This window comes from Parabacteroides goldsteinii, assembly GCF_020091425.1.
GTDB classification, from domain to species: Bacteria; Bacteroidota; Bacteroidia; order Bacteroidales; family Tannerellaceae; genus Parabacteroides; species Parabacteroides goldsteinii.
Map to the genome: position 1 here is coordinate 3,540,743 of NZ_CP081906.1, position 15,824 is coordinate 3,556,566.

10 protein-coding genes are annotated in these 15,824 nt (G+C 47.9%); all 10 read right to left on the reverse strand.

What is annotated here, in order from left to right; translation table 11 throughout:
- Positions 1–103 precede the first annotated feature (103 nt).
- On the reverse strand, positions 104–3,412 hold the full coding sequence (locus K6V26_RS15775) for a hypothetical protein (protein ID WP_224263254.1): 3,309 nt from the start codon (positions 3,410–3,412) through the stop codon (positions 104–106).
- A 21-nt stretch (positions 3,413–3,433) separates the two neighbouring features.
- Entirely contained in the window at positions 3,434–4,642 is a 1,209-nt protein-coding gene (locus K6V26_RS15780; protein ID WP_224263255.1) for a hypothetical protein, read from the reverse strand.
- A gap of 7 nt (positions 4,643–4,649) precedes the next feature.
- Positions 4,650–5,813, reverse strand: coding sequence for a fimbrial protein (locus K6V26_RS15785; protein WP_224263256.1), 1,164 nt, complete (start codon positions 5,811–5,813; stop codon positions 4,650–4,652).
- 3 nt (positions 5,814–5,816) lie between these two features.
- Positions 5,817–6,833 (reverse strand): FimB/Mfa2 family fimbrial subunit, encoded by a 1,017-nt coding sequence (locus tag K6V26_RS15790; protein WP_224263257.1) that lies wholly within the window; start codon positions 6,831–6,833, stop codon positions 5,817–5,819.
- A 12-nt stretch (positions 6,834–6,845) separates the two neighbouring features.
- Complete coding sequence (locus K6V26_RS15795; protein WP_224263258.1) at positions 6,846–8,669, reverse strand: Mfa1 family fimbria major subunit; 1,824 nt, start codon at positions 8,667–8,669, stop codon at positions 6,846–6,848.
- Between the two features lie 154 nt (positions 8,670–8,823).
- The gene (locus K6V26_RS15800) at positions 8,824–9,576 is read right to left on the reverse strand and encodes a DNA-binding domain-containing protein (RefSeq protein ID WP_007657457.1); all 753 of its coding nucleotides are present in this window, start codon (positions 9,574–9,576) and stop codon (positions 8,824–8,826) included.
- A 622-nt stretch (positions 9,577–10,198) separates the two neighbouring features.
- Positions 10,199–13,891 (reverse strand): methionine synthase, encoded by a 3,693-nt coding sequence (gene metH / locus K6V26_RS15805; protein WP_224263259.1) that lies wholly within the window; start codon positions 13,889–13,891, stop codon positions 10,199–10,201.
- Positions 13,892–13,936: 45 nt separating this feature from the next.
- A complete protein-coding gene (gene smpB / locus K6V26_RS15810; RefSeq protein ID WP_007657455.1) occupies positions 13,937–14,398 on the reverse strand; it encodes an SsrA-binding protein in 462 nt (153 codons plus the stop codon).
- A 13-nt stretch (positions 14,399–14,411) separates the two neighbouring features.
- Positions 14,412–14,978: a YIP1 family protein gene (locus K6V26_RS15815; RefSeq protein ID WP_007657454.1), complete on the reverse strand. Its 567-nt coding sequence runs from the start codon at positions 14,976–14,978 to the stop codon at positions 14,412–14,414.
- 58 nt (positions 14,979–15,036) lie between these two features.
- Entirely contained in the window at positions 15,037–15,801 is a 765-nt protein-coding gene (locus tag K6V26_RS15820) for a hypothetical protein (RefSeq protein ID WP_224263260.1), read from the reverse strand.
- Between the last annotated feature and the right edge of the window lie 23 nt (positions 15,802–15,824).

The following is a 15,824-nucleotide window of genomic DNA, read 5'->3' on the forward strand; positions in this document are numbered from 1 at the left end:
TACATATATGCATTTCTTCCTCATAAACCCACCTATAGCTATTGATTTCCAAAGATAGATGTTTTTGCGAGACACTGTCCGATATTATACAAAATAATAGACTTTATTCATCATTATTATCACGCACACATCTGGCATAACCTACGACATCCGTTCCCGGCGCACATACTATCTCCTGCTTATCATACTCCACTCCAATATACTCGACAGACAATGCGCTTCCACTATACCGGGTACACGACCACATGACCCGACCGACAGTCTTATCCCACAAATTATCCGTAAACTTAAACAACATAGCCATCGCCTCACAGGAATTAGGCAAACGCCAGGTCCCTTTGTCCGAGCGATCGGTCTGTTCCGAATAATTGTAACATAAGTTACGGGCCTCGTTCCAAGTGACAGGAGAGTTACCTGCCCCGTAAAGTAATTGTTTTGCCGTGATAAAACTACGATACGGACGGGCGGCCGCCTGGAACTGTGTATGACTTCCCAATGAACCGACACCGATATACGAACGCAGTGCCGTAGTACTTAGCTTATTATATGTAATTATATAATTTACACCCGTACTACCCGGTGCCGGAGAGACGAACGCCAAACCTTCATGTGCATAGCCGGTGCCGGTATAAGGTGCATGTGCCTGCATCACCGGCGGAGTACCCAGATTGCGAGCGCACCGGATATAGCAATTCTTCCTGTCCGTCTCACTGAATGAGCCGTCTTTCATCCAGTCGATCGCAGCTCCCTTATTGGCTACCAGGATAGCCAGTCCCTTCGATGCGTCGAAAGTGCTGGTTGCATAACACAGATTATCCCCCTTCTGCAAACGGGCCTGATAAAGCGGGTCATCCATCAGGAAAGTACCAACATAGAGGTGCATCATCTGTTCTTTAGCCGGCACATACCATACAATCTCATCCAGGTCGATCAGGCCATTGCGATTGTTGTCTCTGTTGCGTGAAAGTGCAGCGACATTGACATAGCGACTGCTTCGCGCCATAGGCCACCCTGCACCACTATCGGACGTCCGATCGGTCACCGGAAAGATTCCGTTCCCGCCTTTCCAGGTAAACTCACCAAGGGCTTCAATCACTAGAACTTTGTTATCCCAAAGTCCTCGACAGGTATTATCGAGCCCGTCGGCAGAGGTGGAAGAAGCGGAAAGCATAGGCGCGTCAGACGTTATGTTATAGTTTCCTCCATACTCGTCCGTATGTTCGATACCGAAAGCCTTGTAGGTCAGTTGTTGCCCGCTTTGTCCCGGCGAATATAAGGTCTGGATGGAACGTTGCCGGATATTCATGCCCGAACGGGTGTAGCTACTGTGACCATCGGCACTCGTATCCATTCCCTGAAAAACACTCATCGTACGGTCGGCTGCATTACAGAATCTCATCCAAAATGTATTCGAAGTCGTTCCGGTCACCGGGTCCTGGATATAATAATATTCATCGACATAGACTGTGAAATAGCGGTAGAGGTAAAAATAAGCACCTCCGTCGAGCACGATATAAGGATCTTCCTCACGCCCCTCGATCTTTTTCCCTTTTGCTAACTCCGCGTTATAGATATTAATCCACGACTTCAGGTGTTGCAATAGAGCGACAGGTCCCCATAGCTGTACCGGATTACTGACCGAGCTTTCCCCCGGCTCCAGGTCATACGTATAAGTATAAGGCAAGCCGTACCCGCCGGTTTCCTCTATCCGCCGGTGCAGCGTCTCCGACAGTCCTCCGTAAATATCGTTTCCCAGATAAGCAAAATGTACCCATCCGTCATCCAGCATGATCGACCGGTCGCTGCCTCCGTCATCCTGAAGCGTCACCGATACCGGACCGGAAGTAAAAGGAGTATTCACTGTATAAGAATAACCGGCACCGGTCTGGTTCATTCGCGCAACCACACTCTTGAGATTCAGCTTAACCAGCCGCTGTTCATAATGTGCATCCGCCTGGAAATCGAAGTCCGAATCGACTACATTCCCTTCGGCAGCGGGTTGGTTCTCAACGCCACCAGCCTCCGCCTCGACCCGGATATTATCCACTCCGCCGACTGTAACCGTATAAGTATAATTCGAATTACGCAAAATACGGTAGTCGTTCAGTTTATCCAACTCCCGCTGTTCCGAAGAACTGCCTGCCATTGATTTTTCCATATTCCCTTCCCCGATATATCCCAGATGGATGAGATAGGTTACAGTTGCCGAACATTGCTGCGTAATACCTCCCAGCACCTTTTCCGCCGGATTGTAATATTCACCCTTCAAAACGACATAGGCGGCATTACCGGGTGCATATTTAAAATTGCCGTCCGGATTTTTCTTTTCACGTAACATATATGCTTGATCGGAAGTAAAGCCGGAATCTTCGTTCCACGACAATCCTTCGGCCTCCATCGCTGTTTTCACCTTATCGACACTCGTGAAAGGGGCAGCCGGAGCATGCCGGTTTTCAAACGTATAAAAGGTAAAGCTACTTGTTACTTTGCCATCGGAAGAGGTTTCGTCGATATAATTACCATTCATATCGGTAGTTCCTCCTAACTCTTCTGTTCCCGAAGAACAGGGGCTATCCTGCTGCCAATGCACAAACGACCGCATATGTAGGTTTTTCACCTTCCATGATTTCAGTTTGAAATAAGCGCCCGACGGCAATCTGTCCGCCAGTTTCACAACGAAATTAAACCGGGCATCCAGATGATGAAGCCGGATGGCCCCATTTACAGTCTCACCCGTAGTTTTCTTCATTATTAAGCGGCCTGTTGCGACATCACTATCCAGTACAAACTGTTCTGCAATCGCATAAGGAGAATAATCCGGCGAAGAAGAGTAATGTCCGGCAGAAAGCAAACTGCCCTGCAACCGATCGACCAGCGCCAAGCTCCTCCCACTCTCCGGCTCCGCATCCGTTGCCGTCTTAAACACATCCAACCGAGCCGTTATACTTTCCAGTTCAGCTTCATTGGCTGCATTGTGAAAAGCCTCCAACATCTCTTTGTTGTTCGACAACTGGTTAGCCGTATTCAGATTGGCAACGGCGAATATCCGAACAGAGTTGCAGGAGACAGCAGGAATACCGACCTGTATATTCCCGGAAACATCACGCGGGAAACTCTGCGTATCAGGAAACCATTTTCTCGACAGGACCGGATGAGTCGCCGGACCACCTGTCGAAGTCATATCCAGAATAAAGACATAGAGCGATGAGATATGTTTCTCTTCCTCTTCCGAAGCCCGTGTAACCACATGCAGGGCGGGATTGCCGGAAGTGACCGACAGGGTCAGCGTGCCGGGAATCCCTTCTTCCACTTCCAGGACACCACTTTTACCGGCCATCTCATCACGGCACGAGGCAAAGATGAAAAAGAAGGAAAGTATAATCGACCAAACTGGGATATCTTTGTATTTCATAGCCTGATATTTACGTAATACTCATTTGAATTCGGGAATATCGACCGAGGGACGGTCGTTCCAATCGCGCATCTCAACCGTCACGTCTTCCAGTTGAAGCGCACTGGTGTTGATCGTAGAAATTACCTGATAGGAATGGTTCCGCAGGAAACCATAATGCTTTTTACCTCCTATCCCCCCTGAGCTGTACAGGGGCGCGGTCAGTGTACGTGCTTTTGTACTTCCATTACCGGTTACGGTAATGTCGAGGGTGATGGAAGGCGCCTCCGTTTCATCGTCACAAAGATACTGGCAGGTACGGAAATAGAGAGGGGCCACACTGGATGATTCTGCATAAAAGGTGACGAGGGCACCTCCTATAGGTTGTTCCCCATTCGTATAACTTCCGCCTTCAGCATCTTTAAACGCTCCCGGACCATTGGTGTCGGCAGACCATACAAGAGACTCCGAAGGTGTTTTGCCCGCCTCATTCTCTTCCAGAAACAAATAACTCTGGCTACTTGTCTTATCGATGGTAATCCGGTCGATTTTAATCTTGTCACCGGAATTGCCGGTAAACAGGAAGGAAAAACCGATGCGACTATAAAGCCGTTCCAACGGCATATGAAGAAAGGATACGCCGCCTTCCACTTTCATCGACTGCGCCATAACCGGATAGTCGAGGGCTGTCGAAAGGCCATTGACTTTTACGACCAGGTTCTTTAATATATCTTCAACGTTCTGGCCGATCGGTTGACGGTTCCGCAAATATTTTTGTACCGCAGTAGCTATCTGGCTATTATACTTATCAAAAGAGCTAAAAATACCAGTATAGGCAGATTCTAACTGCTTTATATTTGCAATGGCATATATATTCACATATTTAATTTCATCTCCTCTCATATTACTCTCAAAGAGTGAACTCATGATAACAGCTGTATCTCCTTTGATCTCCCCCCAAACTTGCCCGGTTCCCAGCGGATCGACACCCGGAGCATGGAATATATTAACAATAGAATTACTTCCCCGGACGATTCCGTAAACATCGAGCGATTTTATACCATCCTCATTCCCTGTTGTCGGAGCATGTGGATCGCCAGCCTTCGCAAAGCTGGAAGGACTGAGCACAATTCGCGTAAATTTACCCTCGTCAGGGAGTTCTTCATCAACGGGTAACTCCTTTGTACATCCGATGACCAGCGATAAAGCAGCCAGCCAAAAAATTGTTCTATGCAGTATCTGATATTTCATATTCACCTCAGTTTGTCGTATCAGTATAATCAGGATAAATGTCTTCTTTTTCCCACGGCTTTATATCGCAGATAATGTCGGAAGCACTCATATTGATCCGAACCGTCAGATAGTCATTCCGTTTTAAATAGGGCAAAGCAAAAGTTTTATCGCGTCCGTCACTCAAAACGACATGTATCCGGCTATACTTCGTCTCATCGATCAACCCTTCCTTCGTATCGCCCGGCAAAGTAGGGCCAAAATAGTTCTCATACAAATAATGCGTTCCCCGATCAAACTCCTTCCAGTCTTCCAAAAAATTTTCTTGTTTGCCACACACATATCCGACAGTCCTCGTTAAAACAGCCGCTTCCGTCATGGAAGGATAATCGATCGTCCACCTGCCATCCGTCACGACATATTTGGAGAACAGAAAGGATTGTTTGTTTGCCTGTTTTATCTCAAACACATCCAGATTTAAATTATTACTTGGGAGTTCATTCTTCACCCGGCAGATCAGGCGGACTTTAGCAACAGCGCGGACAAGGCTGAAAATATCAGACCCGTCATCCAATACCAAATTGCCCTGCGCAATTCCCTCAGAACCAGCTTTGGTTTTATTCAGGCTTATCCGTCCTGTCACACTCACCGACATAGGTATTCCTTTCCCATCTTTGAGGGCAGTCATGATCTGGTCCGATTTCAAGCCATCCTCCAAGTGTTGATAACTATAACCATCCTGATGGTCATTCAGCACCATCGTACGCAAATCCTGCAGTTCCGCTTGAGTATAGCTGGCAAGATTTGTCCGTAAATCGATCCCGGGATTGGCGACCAGATAAAAACGTTTATAGCCGGGAGTGACTTCCATCTTAAAGGTATATTTTCCTCCTGCCTCTGCCATATCGTACACACTGAACCTTTCCGCTTCGCAATACTGGCTGGCACCGATGTTGAAGACAAAGACATAAAGCGAACGGATCGCCCTTTCCTCTTCCGATCCGGCATCGGTATCGCCGGAGACTGAAAGCGGGGTGGCACGTACCGTCATGGCCAACATCACCTTACCATCGTCGGAATCGTCTTTCCCGCCTTTCTCCCCGATAAGCACCTCATTGGAGCAGCCGGACAGGAGATACGCCAACCCTGCCAGCAACAAAACAGCAATCATATGTCGGGATATTCCTTTCATTTCTTATAAATCCACAGAGCCGGGGCGTAAAGCCCAGCCGTTAATAATGATCAACCCGTCAAACCATTGTTCCTCGCCCGGTTCACCTTTCAGGTAAAGGGTGATGGTATAGAAATCCTGCCGGTCGAGGTATTCCTGGTCAGACTTTATCCTGCCGTCCTGTTCCCTGCCGGTCATCAGAAGGTACTCCACCAGCGGAATATCGACCAAGGTCATATCACCGGAAGCATTGGTAATATGCAACCGCATGGCATCGTTTTCCATCAGGCGCGAGAGGGACAGTTCGGCTATCACATTCGAAACCGCCTCCGCACCGCCGGACCCCTCGCCGTCCGTCCCTTCCGTTTGCAGGTAAGGGCGGTAAACCAGGGGGTGGCAGTCGAGCAACGTATTGTCGTAAGCCAGCCGTCCGTTGCCATGCGGGCATAGTATGCTAAAATCGTAATCGGCTGCATGTAGGATCGCTCCGTCACGCCGTTGAAGGATGACACGCAGAATATTCGTATCCTTGATAAGTCGGAGCGTATCGGTCTGTTCCGTACCCGGCTGAGGGACGGTGACCGTTTCCTGCATCGCCTGCCAAAGCGGGGAAAGGGGTTTGTCGCGGGGAACTTCGCCGTCGCCATCGCATCGCAGGGTGACCACCAGGTCTTCCGGTACGGAAACACCCGCTTGCATGCCGGAAGGTTCGAAGCATCCCTCTTTCAATCCAGCCCACGCGACCAACCGGTATTTACCGGGGGCGAGCGGTAGAGGCAGACGGTAACCGGGTTTGCGCAAGGCTTCTCCTCCGTCGCTGAACGTGCGGAGGTACTTCCCGCCGGCATCGAAGACATAAACGGAAAGGCTGTCGACCTCACCGGCAAACCGGTCGGTGAACCCCATGTTGTAATCGTAACGAAAACAAACGGAGTAGGCCTGCGGGCATCCCGCCAGATCGTCATGGATGCAGGAGGTAAAGACCGGCAGGCATACCAGCCAGGCTACCAGCAATCGCCATATACGAACAGGTTCAGTCATACAATCCGGACTTTACAAGTCGATACTATGGTCTCTTTTCGCCCATGCAGAGATTTCGATACTGCAATTGATATAGGCAGTTTCGGTATCGACGGGTTCCTCCGGATCGTCGGGGATTGTCGGTTCGCCCGGTTCTTTGATCGAGTTGATGGTTACGGTGTACCAGTTATTTCTTACCACGCCGTAACGGCCGAGTTGGACCTGTGCATACTCGCCTTCTTTTACCCAGGGAGTACCGTCAGCCGGTGCATAACCACCCTCCTCATCCGTAAAATGACGGACAAAGATTTCGTAGTAACAGACGCCTTTGTCGTATTTCTGGATTCTTCCCATGCTGGAATGGAAAGCGTCCAGGGAGGCTCCGGAAAGATCGGTTGTACCAAAATCGTCTGTTTTTTGATAAGATACTTTATCCAATTTATAATGTAAATGACCATCGGACTTCAAAGTGATCTTCCATTTATTATCAGAAGAAGTACCTGTTAATATTCCTGTCGAAGTTTCCTTGGAATCATCAGTTGTAATGCCATCTCCATTAGTTGGAGCATCCGGCATATCATTATCTTTATTCAAATTATCATGTGCCCACTTTATAATTTTCAGATACATATTCTTTGCCGAATAATGTTCAGCCACTGTAGTGAACGACCACCAGGTTTCATCATCATCCATCGTATTATTACCTCCCGTTGTCACCTTCGTCTTATCCGGAATATACTTAGCCTTGACAATCAGACGGGTTACCTGGGATTTATACATCCAATTATAATCACAGGTATTTTCCAGGCAATATTCAGCGGCATCAGTCCAACCGGCATCATCCTTTACAGATGTTGGAGTCGAGAATTGAGATTCGGCAACAGTCCGGTCATAATTGGGATCGACTGCCCAATAGATACGTGCAGGATTCACTTTAGAAGGACAAATCGCATTCTCCCATAAAGGACTGATAGTCGACCAATTCGTTTCAACCTTGCGAAAAGGGAAAGCCTTCGTATTGGTATTACCGAGCGTCCACCCCAGGATGGTTATCTTATCGCCTGCATGGCTGAGATCGTTTCCCACTGTAAAATACTTTGTACCGGTATCAGCATCCGCCATATAATTATCACCAGCTTTCAGGCTCACCTTGGCAACTACTCTTTCTACACTAATAGTCGTAGGTTTACTTCCTGCTGTTACTTCATTGCTACTTGTAACACATTTCGTTAAGGTCTTCATATCCGAATCGCTATAAACGGGAGCGGAAGTCATCAGAAAACAGTCATGGGCCGTACCTAAAAGCCCTTCCAGATCGCCTCCGGGAATAGGAAGCGCATTATTAATGGTACTAAAAGGACTTCCCAGCTTCAGAAGTTCCTTCGCTATTCCTTCGGTAGGTCCCACATTGAGCAAAGCCAATACACGTACGGAATTACTGCTGATTGGAATAGGGCCGGTACTTAACGTTTTAGTAGTAGCTCCGGCATCACCATCTGCACTATTATCCGGTAAAATCGTTCCGGGCAAAACAGTTCCCGTACTCAGTTCTGCTTTGGTAGAAACGACTTCCGATAATACAAAATCATCTTCAGCAGTAGCACTTTCCTCCTGTCCTTCAGGAGCACGAAAGAAAAGAAGCGTCAGGTCAGACACTTTATATTCGCCTTTCTCTCCGGCATCGTAACCCAGTTCTGCCTTTGTTTCAGAACTCACCGTCGGCAACTTGATGCAGACCGAGGTATAGGTATCTTTTTCGGGTTGCGGGTCACCCTTATCATCTTTCACTTCGTCATTCGTACAGCCCACCAAAAGCGGTGCCAGCAAAGCTGCCCAATAGAAGTAATTCTTTTTCATATATCAGTTAGTTTAATAATGACGGAAAAAGGTCACCGGTGTGGTGACCAGGGAGGGTCTCTCTACCGGAGACCGTCCTGTCTCCGCAACGGCGACGCCTCTGTCGCCAGTGGGAAGACAGAGGCGTCGCCGACAGGAAACCCGGAAATAGTACTTACTCGATCTCCGGACGGTCGCCTCCTCCGCCCTGTTGCCCGACAAATACAGGAATAGATACGGAGTTAGGTGTTTTACGTACGCCGGTTTTTCCTTTCATATATTGAGTGGTGATAGTCAGTTCGTAGCTTCCGTTTGCCAAGTCGGCAGGAACGACAAACATAATTTTGGACGGATCGTTAATCCCGAACATATCGCTTTCAATTTTGGTAATGGAGTCGGTCGTCGTATTGCGCAAAGTGATGCCGACAGAAGGATCGTTGCCAAGCACACGAAGATAAGAACCACGAATAGCGAAATTTCGCCCCGGTGTCATGCTTCCGTCGGTCAGGCCATTGCTGCGGTCTTCGGTTTCAAGCACATACATCATGCCCGGTTTTTCACCTTTAATGACGACTTCGGTTTTTGCAATCTCTTCACGAAGGACTTTATCCTGAATGAAAGAGACATAAATACCATTCTTCAGAGGATTCCAAAGCCCTTTTTCGACTATTCCGGTAAAACGGGGCACGGCATAGAACAGGCCGGTATTCACATTGTAGCCGTTCATCAGGAAGCGAGCCACCATGCGTTGGAAAAGGGTTACTACATGAACGAGGGTTTCTTCGCGAAGTCCGGTATCTTCCGAACGCATTTCCGCATAAATTTCGGTAAGGCCGACATTTCCGGCAGGGTCGAGCACTAAAATCTGGTCATTCGGGTCTGACGTAACACTGTTATCAGTCAACCATCCTCTTAATTTGTTTTGCATAATACTAGCTTTTTAAGATTAATAATTCTTCACTACGCATTTTACGGGCGTTGTCTGCCGTCAAATCATAACCGGACCAAACGTTCGTTTCAACACGCCGACAAATCTATGCCTTTTTTATTATCTCGCCAAATATTATTGTAATTTTTATATATTATAAAACAATCATAAAAGACCAATTCACAGATAACAGATTTCTTTTAAAGAATAACTTCAGAGAAATAGAAGCATCTTAAAAACACCAAAAACAAACCTTGTTTATCAAAGACCATACTATCCAAATAGCATAACAAGCAATTACTACCTGTTATAAAAGAAGGATTAAACCACATTTAAAATGTAATGATTTTCATAATATCTTACTGTAAAAAATAACACTTTCAAAACATCGGTTATTGTATAAAATAATAGAATAAAAAACTCTTGTATCCCCCCTCTAATTAAGCCACCATATCCAACCATCACAAACTCAAACTCAAACCCACATAACAAAAAGCAATCGGAAAACACGAATGCCGCAGGCTCTCTTTTGCCGTTGGTTGAAACTGACGGCAAAAGAGAGCCTGCGGCACGAGGCGAGCCTCGTTTAAGAGATAATTATGGGAATAATTTTATTCTTTATTCAGGATATATTCTTATTCAACAATTTTTTAGCCTCCGCTTCCGACAGGTTGCGACGACCAGCATACTCTTTCATTTGTTCTTCGTCGATCGAGCCGATCATAAAGTATTGTGAGTCGGGATGGGCGATATAGATACCGCTTACCGTTGCTGTCGGGTACATGGCGCCGTTTTCCGTCAGTTTCACATGGATCTGCGACATATCGAGCAGGTTGTCCAGCGTATAATTCAACAACTGGTCGGGCAATGAAGGATAACCGATTGCCGGACGGATACCCTGATATTTCACTTTGTACAGGTCAGGGATCGACAAGGCTTCGTCCGGAGCATACCCCCAGTATTCCTTGCGGACTTTTTCATGGAGATATTCCGCCAGGGCTTCCGCCAGACGGTCCGTCAATGTCTGAAGCAACATGGAATTGTAGGTGTCCCCTTCTTCTTCCAGCTTATTCTTCAAGTCTTCGGCACCAACACCGGCCGTTACGACAAACGCCCCCGCATAATCGGTACGGCCTTCCGACACCGGCATGATATAATCGGCCAGCGATTTATAAACGCCCTCCTCCTTTTTCGACTGCTGACGCAATACCGGGATCGCGATCTCTCCCATCCGGATCGTATCGCCATCGCTGTTAGCCGGGAAGAAACCGTAAATGGCCTTGCAATATTCAGCCTTCATCTCCACCAGGCGGTCCAGCAGTTTGGCGGCGTCTTTATACAGTTGCATGGCTTCGGCAGCCTTGGCACGGTCCTCTTCCGGAAAATCGGCCAGCCAGGAAGCACGACAAGCGTCGCAACCGTGTATCTGGGTGATACCGGCAAAGCGGCCGTTTAGTTTCCAGGCGGTAAAGAAGAATGTCCAGTGTATATACGGAATAATTTCCTCCAACGGGATATAAGGCAATACATGGATACCCATCTGATTCGGAACCACCGGCGTATACCCCTTCCAATCTATCTGCTGAGGATTAGCACGAGCTTCGCTCAATGAAACCAGCACTTCCTTTTTCTTTTCCATGGAAGCACGCAAGGCTTCATATTCATTATTCAGGTTTTCGATATACGCATCACGGGTATCCGGATTCAACAACTTGGCTGCGATCAACGGATTCTGCGACGCATCGAGCACATGGATCACCGGATAGTCGTAATGAGGAGCGATCTTGATAGCCGTATGCAATTTGGAGGTTGTCGCACCGCCCACCATAATAGGTATGGTCAGACCGGCTTTCTGCATTTCATCCGTCACATGCACCATCTCTTCCAGCGAAGGGGTGATCAGGCCGGACAGGCAAACCAAGTCGGGCTGCTCCTTCATGGCAGTCTGCACGATCACTTCGGCAGGAACCATCACACCCAGGTCGATCACTTCGTAGTTGTTGCAGGCCAGGACAATCGAAACGATATTCTTTCCGATATCATGCACATCGCCTTTTACGGTAGCAAAAACCACCTTTCCGGCTTTTGCCGAGCCGGAAGCGGACTTCTGCGCCTCGATGGCCGGTTGCAGGATAGCAACTGCCTTTTTCATCGTGCGGGCAGTCTTCACCACTTGCGGCAGAAACATCTTTCCGGCCCCGAACAGTTCGCCGACCTTATTCATGCCGCTCATCAACGGACCGTCGATAATATCCACGGCACGCGGATATTCCTTCAACGCCTCCTGCAAGTCTTCTTCCAGATGGTCGCCGATACCTTTTATCAGGGCATATTCAAGACGTTCCTTCAACGGTTGTTCACGCCAGGCTTCATGCTTTTCTTCCGTTCCGCCCTGTTTCTCAACGACCAGGTTCTGGGCATAGGTGATCAGTTCCTCTGCCGCTTCGGGACGACGGTACAGGATCACATCTTCCAGCAAATTGCGGAATTCAGGTTCTATATCTTCATACAGTACGGCAGACGACGGGTTGACGATCCCCATATCCAGTCCCTTGCCGATAGCATGGTAAAGGAACACGGAGTGCATCGCCTCACGTACATAATTATTTCCACGGAATGAGAACGACAGGTTACTGATACCGCCACTCACCTTCGCTCCCGGCAGGTTCTGTTTGATCCATTCGACGGCACGGATAAAATCGAGTCCGTATCCGTTATGTTCTTCCATCCCAGTTGCGATTGCCAGTACATTCGGGTCGAATATAATTCCATTCGGATCGAAATCTATTTTCTCCCGGAGGAGACGGTAAGCGCGTCCGCAAACTTCGGCTTTCCGTTCGAAAGTATCCGCCTGCCCTTTTTCATCGAAAGCCATCACCACGGCGGCAGCTCCCAACTGTTTGATACGGGCGGCATGAGCCAGGAAGACTTCCTCCCCTTCTTTCAACGAGATCGAGTTGACAATACTCTTTCCCTGCACACACATCAGTCCCTCTTCGATCACTTCCCATTTGGAGGAATCGATCATGACGGGGACACGGGCGATATCAGGCTCGGAAGCGACCAGGTTCAGGAAAGTAGTCATCTCCTTCACCGCGTCGAGCATTCCATCGTCCATATTGATATCGATCACCTGGGCACCGTCTTCCACCTGTTTGCGGGCAATAGTCAGCGCCTCTTCATAGTTTCCTTCTTTGATCAGACGCAGGAACTTGCGCGAGCCGGCCACGTTACAACGTTCGCCGATATTGATAAAGTTATTTTCTTTCTTTACTTCCAGCAGTTCGAGGCCCGACAGCCACAGGCAATCCGGTTTCGAAGCCGGCACATGCGGCATCGCTCCTTTTACCAATGCCGGATACTGGGCGATATGGGCCGGAGTCGTACCGCAACAGCCACCGATAATATTTACCAGCCCTTCTTCGATAAACGGTTTGACATGGACAGCCATCTTTTCGGGTGTCTCATCGTATGTACCGAAACTGTTAGGCAACCCGGCATTCGGATAGGCACTGATAAAGTAAGGGGCATGTTTGGCCAGTTCCGCCAGATAAGGCTTCATATCGGCCGCACCGAACGAGCAGTTCAGGCCGATGCTGACCAGGTTGATATGCTGGACCGATGCCAGGAAAGCACCCAGCGTCTGGCCGGACAACGTGCGTCCGCCCTGAGCCGACAACGTCAGGGACAACATGATAGGCAGGTCTTTGCCTTTTTCCTTCAAAACTGTTTCGGCTGCCTCGAGTCCGGCTTTCACATTCAGCGTATCGAAGGTCGTCTCGAAAAGGATAAGATCGACACCACCGTCAATCAAGGCCTCCACCTGTTCCTTATATGCTTTATATACATCTTTATAGGTAACGGCACGGTAAGCTGGGTTGCTTACATCTGGGCTCATGGAGGCGGTCTTGTTAGTCGGACCGATCGAGCCGGCAACAAAAATAGTCCTGCCGGGATGCTCCGCCATGAACTCATCGGCCACTTCGCGTCCCAACTTTCCGGCAGCCAGGTTTATTTCGCGCACATATTCCTGCATGGCGTAATCTTCCATCGAGATCGCGTTGGCATTGAATGTGTTGGTGGCAAAAATATCGGCCCCGGCATCCAGGTATTGCCGGTGAATGGATTTGATCACGTCCGGACGGGTGATACACAACAGGTCGTTGTTCCCTTTCAGTTGTCCGGGGAAATCGGCAAAACGGTCGCCGCGATAATCCTGTTCATTGAGTTTGAAACCCTGGATCATGGTACCCATACCACCATCCAGTATCAGGATACGCTCCTGCAGAGATCGTATAAATTGTTCTTTAGTCATAGATATGTTGTTTCTTTATGAAAAGAGAAACGGCAAGAATATCTCTTACCGTTTGAATGCCCTGTCCATCTCCCGCTTATCGTCACGGGCTTTGATGGAATCGCGCTTATCGTATTCCTTCTTACCTTTGGCAATAGCGACAACCACTTTCGCCAGCCCTTTTTCATTAATGAACATACGGGTCGGGATAATGGTAAAACCACTGTTGCGGGCGGCACTGTCTATCTTGCGCAGTTCCTTTTTGGTAAGCAGCAGTTTGCGGTCGCGGCGTGCGACGTGATTATTATAGGTACCATAGAAATACTCGGCGATATACATGTTCTTTACCCACAACTCGCCCTTCTCCATGATACAGAACGTATCCACCAGGCTGGCTTTTCCCAGGCGGATGGATTTGATCTCCGTCCCTGTCAGCACAATCCCGGCAGTAAAAGTGTCGAGCAATTCGTAATCGAAGGTTGCCCGCTTATTCTTTATCTGTATATTATTACTAATCTTTTCTTTCATCTTTTTCTAACTGTCAATAACGTAACCCCGGCATCAGCATGAATAAAACAAACTCGATCACCGCCGGTGTCAGCAAAATGATAACGGTCGTTATACCGGCAAACTTCAGGCGTTCTTTCTCTTCCACCTGCATGTAAGGACCGGCACCTTCCCATACAATATAAAATGTATAAAGTATAAAGATGCGTAGGAAGAAAAACTCCGGCAACAGCATCAGTACGACGTTCAACGCAAACATCAGGGAGGATGAATAACCGACAAAACGCTGGCAAAGTTTCATATCTTTCTCTCTTTTAAACAACCCCTGCCAGGCTTCATTCAGCAAATACGCCCCGAGATAGAAACCTCCGAACGAAGCGACCAGCGTCTTGATCGACGACTTCAACGCCAGTTCGACATCAAATTCCTTCCGTGTAAACAATACGCCCAGAAAAGCTGCCACAGTTACCAGCCCGATTAACGGATATATAAAGCGCGACAAGAACTCGTCGCCCTTCTCTTCTTTCCTCGACAGCATATCCCAGGCCTTCCCCGGTTGGGATATGATGGCTATAACCCATTTAATTATCTCCTTGTACATCTCTCTGTTTTTCTATTTGAATGTATTCTCCCTATCCCCTCTATTTATCTGTTTTTCCTTATTCAGTCCTGCTGTTAATTTTATATTCTATCGGTTCCGTCCTGTCCCAGATACAGGCCGTCGTATCCTTATTAAAAGCAGAAGCATAATTGATCGCTATAGAAAATGTGTTACTGCCTTTTTCTTCCTCCAAAGCACTCACCATATTATAGAACTCTTCCACACTAAAGGCATTCACCAGGTTCAGTTGCTGGCCTTTAGGCAGCTCCTCTCCTTCCCCGACTTCAATTCTCGCTATCGCTCTCAGATATAAATTGTAAATACGTTTGCCGTCTTCCTGGGTATACAGGTTTTCAGGATTATAGCTTATCATGAAACTATCCTTCTGATTCTCCACAACCGTATGGGTACTCCATAAAAACAACCGGCCTCTGATATAAAAGTCCCTTCCAGTGATAGCCTTCGTCAGCATCTCGTCTTTCAATACGACCGTTGTATCCGTCCAGTTTTTATCCACAGGCCACAAATCCACAGGAACAGGATTTTCTATCAACTCGATAGACAAACTATCCGAATTCTGTAACTCAGGAGTAGCCGAATCAAATGAATATTTTATCAGAAAACAATCGCCATTATTCCCGCTTACGCCTAAATTGGTACCATAAAGGAAACGCCCGCCCTCAACAAAGAAACCCTGGGTCGGACGGGTCTGATACACTGCTTCCTGCTCCCCTACGGTGATCCGTGTATTCGTATCCCCCAGACAAGAGGACATCATCAACAAGCAAACTATGAATATGCTATATAACTCTTTATTTTTCATCACATTCTATCTTTACGAACATT